This is a genomic window from Gluconacetobacter diazotrophicus PA1 5 (assembly GCF_000067045.1).
Lineage (GTDB): Bacteria > Pseudomonadota > Alphaproteobacteria > Acetobacterales > Acetobacteraceae > Gluconacetobacter > Gluconacetobacter diazotrophicus.
Map to the genome: position 1 here is coordinate 348,049 of NC_010125.1, position 12,201 is coordinate 360,249.

Genomic DNA, 12,201 nt, shown 5'->3' on the forward strand with positions numbered 1-12,201 from the left:
CGCCGATTTTCAAGCGGCGCTCATGCCTCGATACGCCGGCCCGTTCCCACCCAGTAGATGATTCCGGACAGCGCCGCGACCAAGCCGGCGACCACCATTGCCATGGTGAAGGACCCCGTCCGCTGGGTGATCGCGCCGGTCAGGACCGGTGCGATGGCGCCGCCCAGCGAGCCGCCCATGTTCTGGATGGCTTCCAGCGTCGCGATCGACCCGTCGTCGATCAGGACCGTGCCCAGCGTCCAGCCGCAGGTCATGGCGATGCCGGCGGCGAACAGCGCGACGGACATGGCCACCAGCGACAGGACCATCGCGGGGCAGAGCGGCGCCAGGATCGTGGCGGCCGCTGCGACGAACAGCGCCGCGACCAGCGGCACGCGGCAGGCCCGCGCGGCGGGCCAGCCGATCCGGCCCAGTACCTCGGACACCACGCCGCCGCCCAGCCCCCCGAGGAATCCGGCCAGTTGCGGAAGGGACGACAGGTAATCGGCCCGCGCCGCCGCGGCATGGCGTGCCGTCTGCAGGTAGGTCGGCAGCCACGCCGCGTACAGCCATTGCAGATAGACCACGCCGACGAACCCGCCGGCCAGCGCCCAACTGCTGCGATGCGACAGCAGGAAGCGGATTTCCTTCGGCGATCGTGGGCGGGGGCGCGTCTCGCCCCGCCCCGCCGCCACGGTGCGCGGGTCGCGATAGACCCACGCCCATATCACGGCCAGGACCAGGCTGGTACAGCCCACGACGCCGAACATGGCGCGCCAGCCGAACTGCACGGCGATGCCGCCCAGCAGCGCGGGGGCCAGCACCTGCCCCAGCGCGGAGGACGCATTGAACAGGCCGATCGGCATGGCCCGCCGGCCCCGGTCGAACCACAGCGCGATCACGCGCGTCCCGGCCAGGAAGATCGGCGCCTCGCCGATGGCCAGCAGGCCGCGCGCAGCCAATAGCCCGCCCATGCCCGTGGAGAACGCCGACAGGATCTGGGCGGCGCTCCAGACCAGCAGGCTGAACAGCAGCAGCCGCCGCGCGCGTACCCGGTCGGCGACCAGCCCGGCAGGAATCTGGCACAGCATGTAAACGGTCGCGAAGGACGACAGCAGCAGGCCCAGGTCGGTATAGGACAGCCCGAATTCCCGACCGATTTCCACAGTGGACACCGCCAGCGCCGTGCGGTCGATATAGCTGACGCACCCCGCCGCGATCAGCAGCCCCAGCACCACCAGCCGCGTCGGCCCCCGCCGGCGCCCGACCCCGGCGCCCGCCCCGCCCGGCATCGCCGCCAGCCAGTGCGGCGCCGCGCCTCCGGACCGCTCAGCCACCCAGGCACGCCCCGGCGGCCCGGTCCGGCCGCACGGCCAGGAACGGTTCGGTGGCATCGGCTTCGATATGCCGCTCCAGGCCGCGCAGATAGGCCGCCACGTCATGGGGCTGGATCGCGGCATGGCGGATCAGGTGCTCGAAATGGCGCTGCATGCGCATGACCGCCTCCGGTTCGTTCAGCACGACATACATGTCGCCTCCATAAATCGCGACACGCTGCGTGCCGAAGATCGTATAAGGCAGGGAATGCAGGGTTCGTTCATCGAACAGGAAAATCCTGAACGACGGATAAACCGCATCCACCATCCTGGCCATATGCCGGAACTGCTCGCGCCGGACGGACGCGGCCAGCCCGTCCCACGGAAAGGCGCCTGCTCCCAGCGCCTCCAGCGCCTGGATCGACAGGCAGACTTCCATATCGGTGCCGGGGCGGCGCTTGAAATCCAGGCCGCGGGCGATTTCGGCCGCCGCCTGGGCCTGCCGGCCGTCCTCCGTCCGCACGTCGTTCCGCAATTCATAGCGCACGATCGCCGGTGTGCGCAGGATGTCGGGCAGCCGGTGGGGCACGGACCGGATCTTGGTGCCGGCGGCCTCGGCATGCCAGCGGGTCAGCAGCGGAATGTTGTGATAGCGGCCGTTTTCCACCATCTCGGTGCCTGCATCGGGCCGCGCCTGCGCCGGGTCGTCGTCGGTCAGGCCCAGCAGCCAGTCCACGGTCACGCCGTGCCGGCCGGCAATCAGCGCCAGCGTGTCCGCGCGCGGCAGCCGCACCGCATCGTCCGACAGCAATTGCGACAGGGCCGACCGGTCGATCCCGATTTCGGCCGCGAAGCTGGACCGGTTCAGCCCCGACCGGTCGATCAGGGTCAGCAGCCGGGCCCGGAACATCCCGGCGATGACGCGCTTGTCCATTCCACGAACCCGTTCATAAATAACTACACGCACTGGTGGAATATGACAAATGTCAACACCAATTTCCACATATAACGTTGTTTTATGGGCACTCCATATTTACACGTCAAGAAATAGTTATTTTGGTGGATGTGCTTATGATTCGGGACGTTTCCGCCCGGCCGGCGATCGAATGGCCGACCTGCCTCGCCATCCTGCTGTGCTACGGCACATGGCTGGCGGCGGGGACGGTCGTCTATCGCTTCAGTCCCGTCGCGGGGCTGGCGCTGCTGGCCGTGGCCATTGCCTTCCATTCCTCGTTGCAGCACGAGGCGACGCACCGGCATCCGACACCGTCCGCCGGGCTGAACGAAATCCTGGTCGGCCTGCCGATCGGCCTGCTGTATCCGTTCCGGCGGTATCGCGAGACGCACCTGGCGCACCATCGCGACGGCACGCTGACCGACCCGGACGACGATCCGGAAAGCTACTATCACGACCCCGCGCGGCTGGCGCGCCTGCCCTGGCCCGCGCGATGGCTGCTGGGCCTGAACAATTTGTTTCTCGGGCGGCTGGTGCTGGGGCCGGTGGTGGGGTTCGGCCGCTTCGTCGCGGCCGACGCGCGGCGGATCGGCCGGGGTGACGGTGCCGTGCGCGCGGCGTGGCTGATCCATGCGCTGTCGCTGCTTCCCGTGGCCTGGATCGTGGAGCGCGTGTTCGGCATGCCGTTCTGGCTCTACCTGGCCGGCCCGGCCTATGGCGGCGCGGCGCTGATCGGTATCCGCACCTATTGCGAACATCAATGGCACGATGTCCCGGAACGGCGGACCGTCATCGTCGAACGGTCCTGGCTGGCCCCCGTGTTCCTGTACAACAACCTGCACATCGTCCATCACGCGCGGCCGGACCTGCCCTGGTATCGGCTGCCCGCCGCGTACCGGGCGGACCGGCAGCACTGGCACGGCCTGAATGGCGGGTATGTCTATCGCGGCTACGGCGCCATCACGTGGCGTTACCTGCTGCGGCGCAAGGAACCGCTAGCCCATCCGCCCCGCCGGGCCGCCGGCCCATGACGCTGCCCGTGACGCTGATCGCCGCCCTGCCGATGTACGACTGGCCCGAGGAACGGTCGCGGGTCGATCGCCGCTGGGCGGAACTGCGCGGCCACCTGCGGGCGGCGGGGATCGCAGCGCCCGACGGCCTGGTGCGCCGCAACGGCGACATGCCCGCCGTCCCCGGCGGCATCCGCGCGCCGGACGGCACGCTGCTGGCACCCGACCCCGCCACCCTGCCGGCGAAGGAACTGGACCTGGATGTGCTGTGGCGGCATCCGGCGCTGCTGATCGCCCAGGCCTGCTGGGGCCCGATGGCCCACGGCCTGGCCGCGCACGTTACCGTAATCGGTCCCGGCCGCTACGATGGCGTCGCGGGCGGCAGCGGCACATCCTATACCAGCGCGGTCGTCGCCCGCCGTGCGACCGGCCCGGCGGTGGCGCCGCCCCCCGACGGGCGGGCGATCCTGCCGCTGGCCGTCCTGCGGGGGCGGGTGCTGGCCTATAACGCGCCGCATTCGCTGTCCGGCTTTCTCGCCCTGCGCGACGACCTGCACCAGGCCGGGGCAGGGCCGGACCTGTTTTCCGCCCGCGTGGAAACGGGCGCGCACCGCGATTCGATCCGCGCGGTGGCCGAGGGGCGGGCGGATGTCGCCGCCATCGACTGCCGCAGCTGGGCCCTGGCCCTGCGGCACGAACCGGCCGCCGCCCAAATCCACCCCGTGGGCTGGACCGCGCGACGCCCCGGCCTGCCGTTCATCGCGTCGGGGCGGCTGGACCCGGAAACCGGGCAGGTGCTGCAACGGGTGATCGCTTCTCTTTTCTGAAAAAAAGAACGAAGAATGCAGCCCTGACCATAACCTGGGGAGCGAACCATGAGCGGACCGAAACTCTTCGAACCGATCAGACTCGGCGGCCTGTCGCTGGACAACCGGATCGTCGTGGCCCCGATGTGCCAGTATTCCGCCGTGGACGGCTGCATGACGGACTGGCACCTGATCCATCTGGGCGGCCTGGCCCTGTCCGGCGCGGGCCTGCTGACGATCGAGGCGACCTCCGTCCTGCCGGAAGGGCGGATCACCTATGCCGATATCGGCCTGTGGGACGACGCGACCGAGGCCGCCCTGCGCCGCACGATCGAGGGCATCCGCCCGTGGTCCGACATGCCCATCGCGCTCCAGTTGGCGCATGCGGGGCGCAAGGCCTCGACCGACCTGCCGTGGAAGGGCGGGCGGCACCTGCCGCCGGGCTCGCCCAACGCCTGGCAGACCGTGGCCCCGTCCGCCGTGCCGTTCGCCGAAGGCGACCACGCGCCCCAGGCCCTGGACATCGACGGATTGCGGCGGGTGCGCGACGCGTTCGCGGCGGCGGCCCGGCGGGCGGCCCGGCTTGGCCTGGACGCCATACAGGTCCACGGCGCGCATGGGTACCTGCTGCACCAGTTCCTCTCCCCGCTTTCCAACCGGCGGGACGATGCGTATGGCGGCAGCCTGGAAAATCGGCTGCGCTTCCCGCTGGAGGTCTTCGACGCGGTGCGCGAGGCCTTTCCCGACGGCCCGGTGACGATCCGCGTCTCCGGCACCGACTGGGTGCCGGGCGGATGGGATGTCGAACAGACGATCGCGCTGGCCAAAGCGCTGGAATCCCGGGGCTGCGACGCCATCCATGTGTCCAGCGGCGGGCTCAGCCCCCAACAGCAGATCCCGGTCCACCCCAGCTACCAGGTCCCGCTGGCCCGCGCGGTGAAGGCGGAAACGACCATGCCGGTGGTCGCCGTGGGCCTGATCACGGGGTTCGAGCAGGCGGAAGCGATCGTCGCGACCGGCGACGCCGACATGATCGCCCTGGCCCGGACCATCCTCTACGACCCGCGCTGGCCGTGGCACGCGGCGGCGCATCTGGGCGCCCAGGTGAAGGCTCCCGACCAGTACCTGCGCTGCCAGCCCCGGGTCCACAAGGACCTGTTCAAGACCAGGGGCTAGAGTAGTCAGTCATCGGATTCACGTGGTTAGGTGATTCCCCCTGACCACGGTCTGCGCGAAAGCCGCCTTCGGCTTCCGACGCCCGGACCGCACCCTGCCGGCCGGTGCGGCGGACATTCCGATTCCAGCCAGATTGTGTCTCAATATTTCTGTTCATGAAATATTCGTTGGTCACTCGCGCAGGACGCGGCTGACCTGCATTGCGCGCATATCATAATGACGATTCGATGATCCAGATCAATGGTCATCGTCTTGTCGTCCGGATATCAATAAATCAGTCTCTCATATTACCTTTTCACGAAAAATAAATAGTAATGCAAGTATATCTGCGACGAGAGAGCAGAATTCAGCATGCAATACAATGTGAGAACTGGTCATGAGTCTTAAGATTGCAGCGATCAGGGAAAAGGGGGCGGACGAACGGCGCGTCGCCCTGGTCCCGGACGTCGCGGCCCGTATCGGGCGGCTGGGATGCGATGTGGCGCTGGAAGCGGGCGCGGGCGTCCCGTCATCCTATCCCGACGCCAGCTACAAGGACGTGCGGATCGAGCCCGACCGGAAGGCGCTGCTCGGTTCGGCGGATGTCGTTCTGGCCATCCAGCCGCCGGCAACCGGGGACGTGCAGGCCATGAAGCCCGGCGCGATCCTGATTTCCTTCGTATATGGCAGGAACAATCCAGATCTGGTCAAAGCCCTGCGCGACGGGCGGATCACGGCCTTCGCCATGGAGCAGGTGCCGCGCATCAGCCGCGCGCAGGCCATGGATGCCCTGTCCAGCCAGGCGACGCTGGCGGGGTATTATTCCGTCCTGCTGGGCGCCGTGCAGATGCCGAAAATCCTGCCGATGATGACGACGGCGGTGGGCTCGCTCCGCGCGGCTCAGGTGCTGGTCATGGGCCTGGGCGTGGCCGGCCTGCAGGCGCTGGCGACGGCACGCCGCCTGGGCGCGGTGACCGAAGGCTACGACGTGCGGCCCGAGACCCGGGACGAGGCTCGCTCGCTGGGCGCGAAATTCGTCGAAACCGGCGTGGATGCGACGGGTCAGGGCGGCTATGCGCGCGAACTCACCGCCGAGGAGAAGGCGACGGTGCGCGCCGTTCTCAGCGACCACATCGCGCGATCCGACCTGGTCATCACGACGGCCGCCGTGCCGGGCCGCCAGGCCCCGCGCCTGATCGACGCCCGGCAGATCGCCAGGATGAAGCCCGGATCGGTGATCGTCGACCTGGGTGCCGAGGGCGGGGGCAATTGCGAGGGCACCCGGGCCGGCGAAACCGTGCAGGCCGGTCCGGCGACCCTGATCGGTCCTGTCAACCTGCCGTCGCGCTTGGCCGAACAGGCAAGCGAACTGTATGCGAAGAACGTCCTCAACCTGCTGGAACAGATCGTCAGGGACGGCAAGCTGTCGCTGGACATGACGGACGAGGTCATCGCGAAGACGCTCGTGACCCATGACGGCAGGATCGTCAACGATGCGGTGCGGCAGGTCGTGGAAGGCCCGCCTTCCGTGAAGCCGGCCCTCGCGGTGAAAGAAGACGCGCCATGCTCATGACCTCGATGACGTTCATCATCGCGCTCTACATCTTCGTGCTGGCGGCCTTCACCGGCTATGTCGTCATCAGCCGCGTGCCGTCGATCCTGCATACCCCGCTGATGTCGGGGTCCAACTTCATCCATGGCATCGTCGTGGTCGGCGCGCTGACGGCGCTGTTTTCCGCGACCGACACGGCCGAGCAGGTCATCGGTTTCCTCGGCGTGCTGCTGGGCGCGGGCAATGTGGTGGGCGGCTATGCGGTGACGGACCGCATGCTGGCGATGTTCCGCCCCAGTATCGCCCCGGCCATCGCTCCGGCCACCGCCCCGCCGGGATCGAAGCCCGCCGGTGACCAAAAGGCGGCATCATGACCATGATCGATTCTGTCGTCGGCTTCAGCGGCCTGATCGCATCCATGCTGTTCATATACGGGCTGAAGGGCATGTCGTCCCCGGTCACGGCGGTGCGGGGCATCGTCACGGCCGGCTGGGGCATGGCGTTCGTCGTCGGGCTCTGCTTCCTGCAGGTCTTCGGGGTGCAGGGTGCCGCTCGGCCGCATCTGCCGGCCAACCTGGCGCTCGCGGTCCTGGCATTGGTCCTGGGCGGAAGCTGGGCCGCCTGGAAGGGCAGGACCGTCGCCATGACGGCCATGCCGCAGATGGTGGCGCTCTATAACGGCATGGGGGGCGGCGCGGCGGCGGCGGTGGCGGCCGTGGCGCTGCTGCGGCACCAGGAAGGCTCGGCCCTGCATTTCGGCGTGACGGTCACGGGCGCGCTGATCGGCTGCGTGTCGCTGACCGGCTCGCTGGTCGCATGGGCCAAGCTGGACGGGCGCATGAAGAATCCCATCCGTTTCGGCGGCCAGCAGGCGTTCAATGCGATCGTGTTCTTCGCCACGATCCTGCTGGGCGGCCTGGTGGTGGCGACGCAGATCACCGGATCGCAGCAGGCGGGGCTGTACGCCGAACTGTTCTTCGCCGGCGCGCTGTTTTTCGGGCTGTGCATGACCGTGCCGATCGGCGGCGCGGACATGCCGGTCGTCATTTCGCTCTACAACACCTTCACCGGCCTGGCCGTGGGGCTGGAAGGCTATGTCATGGCCAATCCGGCGCTGATGATCGCCGGCATGGTCGTGGGGGCGGCGGGAACGCTGCTGACGGTCCTGATGGCCAAGGCCATGAATCGGTCGCTGGCCAATGTCCTGTTCAGCAATTTCGGGGCATCCGCCACGCAGGTGGCGGCGGGGCCGCAGGGGCAGATGAAGTCGGTCGATCCGGCCGACGCGGCGACGTCGATGCGCTATGCGTCCAGCGTCATCATCATTCCCGGCTACGGGCTTGCCGTCGCCCAGGCGCAGCAGAAGCTCTATGAATTCGTCAAGATGCTGCAAGCCGCCGGCGTGGACGTGAAATTCGCGATCCATCCCGTTGCCGGCCGTATGCCCGGCCACATGAACGTGCTGCTGGCCGAGGCCAATGTGCCGTACGACATGATCTTCGACATGGACGACATCAACGACAGCTTCGCGTCAACCGACGTGGCGCTGGTGATCGGCGCGAACGATGTCGTCAACCCTTCGGCGCGGACGGACAGGACATCGCCCCTCTACGGCATGCCGATCCTGAACGCCGACCAGGCGAAACAGGTGTTCGTCATCAAGCGCGGGCAGGGGGCCGGGTATTCCGGTGTCCAGAATCCGCTGTTCTTCGAGAAGAATACGTCGATGGTCTATGGTGACGCACAGGCCGTACTGACCAAGATGGTCGAGTCATTGAAGGCACTTGGAACGAACTGATTGCATCAGAATGTGTTCAAAATGCGGTGTGGGGCGTCGATCGCGCGCGCATTACTGTCGGTTCCTCGTTCGCGTTTTCATGGGCGATGGGTTATGCTGCCCGGCGCGGACGATCGTTCCGCGGGGACTGCCGTCCGGCATGGTCCCGGGTTCGATCGCCGGTGCCGACGGGACGTGATCGAGGCGCCGTCTTCATCTTTCGGGAGATGGCGCACGGTCGGAGAGGATGAGAAACTTGAAGACATAAAAAAGATCTTTGACGACCTGCGGAACGGACATGTCGAGGGACGGTCCGCTCCGGACTTCCAGAACTGATCGGGCACGCGCCGCCGCAGCGCGCAAGGCCGACAATCAGAGGATCAAGTTCAATGGCTTACGCGACGATTAACCCGTTTACGAACGAACAGATCAAGACATTCCCGAATTCGACCGATTCCGAGGTCGATGCCGCGCTGGACGCGGCGCACGCGGCGTTCCTGTCCTGGCGCGAAACCTCGTTCGCCGAACGGGCGAAGGTCATGCAGAAGGCCGCCGACATCCTGCGCCGCGACAGCGAGAAATATTCCGCCCTGCTGACGCTGGAAATGGGCAAGCTGATTTCCGAAGCGCGCGCGGAAACCGAACTGTCGGCCGCGATCTTCGAATATTACGCCAAGAATGCGGAAAAGCTGCTGGCGCCGGAGAGCCTGCCGGTCGCCAGCAAGGACGAAGGCCGCGCCAGGATCATCTTCCAGCCGCTGGGCATCCTGCTGGCCGTCGAGCCGTGGAACTTCCCGTTCTACCAGGTGGCCCGCATCATCGCGCCGCAGCTTTCCGCCGGCAACACGGTCGTGCTGAAGCACGCGTCCAACGTGCCGCAATGCGCCGAGGCCATGGACCGGCTGATGATCGAGGCCGGCCTGCCGAAGGGCGGGTTCCGCAACCTCTATCCCACGCATGACCAGGTCTCGCGCATCATCGCCGACCACCGCGTGCGCGGCGTGGCGCTGACCGGTTCGGAAGGGGCGGGGGCCAAGGTCGCATCCGGTGCCGGGGCGGCGCTGAAGAAATCGACCATGGAACTGGGCGGGTCGGACGCCTTCATCGTGCTGGAGGACGCGGACCTCGAAAAGACGATCAAGTGGGCCGTGTTCGGCCGCCACTGGAACGCCGGGCAGGTCTGCGTCTCGGCCAAGCGGATGATCGTCGTGGACAAGGTGTACGACGCGTTCGCCAAGGGCTATCGCGAAGGCGTGGCGAAGCTGAAGATGGGCGACCCGATGGACCCGTCCACCACGCTGGCGCCGCTGTCGTCGCAGGGTGCGGTCAACGACCTGAAGAAGCAGGTCGAAGGGGCGGTCGCCGCCGGGGCGAAGGCCGAGGAGATTCCGCTGCCGTTGCCCAATGCGGGCGCCTTCTTCCGCCCGGTGATCCTGTCGGACGTCGCGCATGACAATCCGGCCCGGCGCGAGGAATTCTTCGGCCCCGTCACCCTGCTGTTCCGGGCGAAGGACGAGGCGGATGCGATCCGCATCGCCAACGACTCGCCCTATGGCCTGGGCGGCTCGGTCTTCACCCGGGATGAAGCGCGCGGCGAGGCCGTGGCCGCGCAGATCGAGACCGGCATGGTCTATGTCAACCATCCCACGATGGTGAAGGCCGACCTGCCGTTCGGCGGCGTGCTGCGCTCCGGCTACGGGCGCGAGCTGATCGGGCTGGGCATCAAGGAATTCGTCAATGCCAAGCTGATCGACGTCGTGGACATCGATGCGCCGTTCTGACGGCCCGCGGGGGCGGGCGCCTGCCTTCGGGCGGGCGCCTACCCCTCCGTTTTCCGGAATGGCCGCGCGACCAGTGCGGCGGCCAGTCCGCACAGGGCGGCGGCGGACAGCACCGCCCCCGGCGCCGCGCGGCTGTCCGTCACATGGATCAGCCACGTGCACAGCGCCGGCGTGAAGCCGCCGATGCAGGTCGCGCAGCTATAGGCCAGCGAAAAGCCGGTGGTGCGGATGCGCGGCGGCACGATCTCGGTCAGGTACACCACGGCGGCGCCGTTATAGGCGCTGTAGATCAGCGACAGCCAGATCTCCACCGCCAGCAGGTGGGCGAAGGACGGGGACGCGACCAGCCACGACATCGCGGGCCAGGCGGTCAGGATGGCGGCGATCGTGGCGCCGGCCAGCAGCGGACGCCGTCCGACCCGGTCCGACACCGCGCCGAAGGCCGGCAGCAGCAGCAGGTTCGACAGACCGACGCACAGCGTGACGGCCAGGCTGTCGCGGCCCGACAGATGCAGCACGCCGCTGCCGAAGGTCGGGGTATAGGCCGTGATGACGTAGAACGAAATCGTGGTCATCAGCACCATCATCACGCCGGTCGATACCACGCGCCATTCCCGGCGCAGGGTGGCCAGCACCTCGGGCAGGTGGGGCGGGGCGGCCTGGGCGGCGAAGGCCGCGGTCTCGCGCAGGTGCCGGCGCAGGACGAACAGGACCGGCACGATCAGGCAGCCCGCCAGCAGCGGCACCCGCCAGCCCCATTGCCGCATGGTGGCGTCGGGCAGCATCGTCGCCAGCGCCACCCCGATCGCCGCCGCGCCGATCACCGCCACCTGCTGCGATGCCGATTGCAGCGAGACCAGGAAGCCGCGATGGGCGGGCCGCGCGATTTCCGCCAGGTAGACCGATGTCGATCCCAGTTCCACGCCGGCCGAAAACCCCTGCAGCAGCCGCCCGCACAGCACGATGACCGGCGCGGCCAGGCCGATCGCGGCATAGCGGGGGGTGACGGTCAGGGTCAGCGTGCCGATCGCCATCAGCAACAGCGTCAGCAGCAGGCCCCGCCGCCGCCCGATCCGGTCCACATAGGCGCCCAGGATCAGCGCGCCCAGCGGGCGCATCAAAAAGCCCGCGCCGAAGGTCGCGAAGGATTTCAGCGTCTCGGCATAGGCGTTGCCGGACGGAAAGAAGGCCTGGCCGATGGCGGCGGCGTAATAGCCGAACACCATGAAGTCGTACATCTCCAGCATGTTGCCGGCGGCGACCTGAAGGGCGGCCCTGATGCGCGGGATATCGGTCGGGGGGTGCGTCGTCATGGCCGATGAATGCCGCATCGCGATCCCTTCGGTCCACCCCGGCCCGGCGGGTGTGTAGAATAACTTTGCAGTTTACCTTCATACATGCCATGTCGGGCGGATGGTGTCCGAACCTTCCGATTCCGAAAGCGCGCGGGCCTTCGCCCTGGCCGCCGAACTGCGCCTCGTCCTCGGCGCGCTGGTCCGGCGATTGCGCGAGCAGGCCGATGCCGGCGACCTGACGTCGGCCCAGAAATCGGTCCTGCTGCGGCTGGAACGCGACGGACCCATGACCGGCAGCGCGCTGGCGCGGGCCGAGGCCATGCGGCCGCAATCGATGGGCGCCATCATCGCGGCCCTGCTGGCGGCCGGCCACGTTTCGGCCACCCCCGACCCTTCGGACGGCCGACAGACCATCGTCTCGCTGACCGACCGGTTCCGGCACTGGATCGGCGCCGGTCGGGCGGCGCGGCAGGACTGGCTGTTCCGTACCGTGCAGGCCAGGCTGACGGCCCCGGAACAGGACCAGCTCGCCGCCGCCGTCGATCTTCTCAAACGCCTCCTCGATCCCTGACAAG

11 protein-coding genes are annotated in these 12,201 nt (G+C 67.9%); 8 read left to right on the forward strand and 3 right to left on the reverse strand.

All coding sequences use genetic code 11. The features are described 5' to 3' along the window. Positions 1-20: 20 nt before the first annotated feature. Positions 21-1,316 carry an MFS transporter gene (locus tag GDI_RS01595; RefSeq protein ID WP_231854184.1) on the reverse strand — a complete coding sequence of 432 codons (1,296 nt, stop codon included), beginning with the start codon at positions 1,314-1,316 and terminating at the stop codon, positions 21-23. Further along, positions 1,309-2,229, reverse strand: a complete 921-nt coding sequence (locus GDI_RS01600; RefSeq protein WP_012222621.1) for a helix-turn-helix domain-containing protein — start codon at positions 2,227-2,229, stop codon at positions 1,309-1,311. Before GDI_RS01600 ends, GDI_RS01595 begins: the two co-directional genes overlap by 8 nt. A 137-nt stretch (positions 2,230-2,366) precedes the next feature. Between GDI_RS01600 and GDI_RS01605 the strand changes: the two genes are divergently transcribed. The 7 genes from GDI_RS01605 to GDI_RS01635 all read left to right on the forward strand — a co-directional run bounded on the left by GDI_RS01605 (position 2,367) and on the right by GDI_RS01635 (position 10,331). Next, positions 2,367-3,281: a fatty acid desaturase gene (locus tag GDI_RS01605; RefSeq protein WP_012554288.1), complete on the forward strand. Its 915-nt coding sequence runs from the start codon at positions 2,367-2,369 to the stop codon at positions 3,279-3,281. Next, positions 3,278-4,087 (forward strand): phosphate/phosphite/phosphonate ABC transporter substrate-binding protein, encoded by an 810-nt coding sequence (locus GDI_RS01610; RefSeq protein WP_012222625.1) that lies wholly within the window; start codon positions 3,278-3,280, stop codon positions 4,085-4,087. Before GDI_RS01605 ends, GDI_RS01610 begins: the two co-directional genes overlap by 4 nt. 48 nt (positions 4,088-4,135) lie before the next feature. Further along, positions 4,136-5,242: an NADH:flavin oxidoreductase/NADH oxidase gene (locus tag GDI_RS01615; protein ID WP_012222626.1), complete on the forward strand. Its 1,107-nt coding sequence runs from the start codon at positions 4,136-4,138 to the stop codon at positions 5,240-5,242. Between the two features lie 376 nt (positions 5,243-5,618). Next, on the forward strand, positions 5,619-6,794 hold the full coding sequence (locus tag GDI_RS01620; RefSeq protein ID WP_012222627.1) for an NAD(P) transhydrogenase subunit alpha: 1,176 nt from the start codon (positions 5,619-5,621) through the stop codon (positions 6,792-6,794). Further along, positions 6,785-7,147: an NAD(P) transhydrogenase subunit alpha gene (locus tag GDI_RS01625; protein WP_041249245.1), complete on the forward strand. Its 363-nt coding sequence runs from the start codon at positions 6,785-6,787 to the stop codon at positions 7,145-7,147. The genes GDI_RS01620 and GDI_RS01625 overlap by 10 nt, the downstream gene beginning before the upstream one ends. Next, entirely contained in the window at positions 7,144-8,571 is a 1,428-nt protein-coding gene (locus GDI_RS01630) for an NAD(P)(+) transhydrogenase (Re/Si-specific) subunit beta (RefSeq protein WP_012222629.1), read from the forward strand. The genes GDI_RS01625 and GDI_RS01630 overlap by 4 nt, the downstream gene beginning before the upstream one ends. 368 nt (positions 8,572-8,939) lie before the next feature. Then, entirely contained in the window at positions 8,940-10,331 is a 1,392-nt protein-coding gene (locus GDI_RS01635) for an NAD-dependent succinate-semialdehyde dehydrogenase (protein WP_012222631.1), read from the forward strand. 38 nt (positions 10,332-10,369) lie between these two features. On the opposite strand, the gene tcuC is transcribed toward GDI_RS01635, so the two are convergent. Next, positions 10,370-11,644, reverse strand: coding sequence for a tricarballylate/proton symporter TcuC (gene tcuC, locus GDI_RS01640; RefSeq protein ID WP_173363363.1), 1,275 nt, complete (start codon positions 11,642-11,644; stop codon positions 10,370-10,372). Between the two features lie 100 nt (positions 11,645-11,744). On the opposite strand from tcuC, the gene GDI_RS01645 reads away from it, so the two are divergent. Further along, on the forward strand, positions 11,745-12,197 hold the full coding sequence (locus tag GDI_RS01645; protein ID WP_012222633.1) for a MarR family winged helix-turn-helix transcriptional regulator: 453 nt from the start codon (positions 11,745-11,747) through the stop codon (positions 12,195-12,197). Positions 12,198-12,201 lie beyond the last annotated feature (4 nt).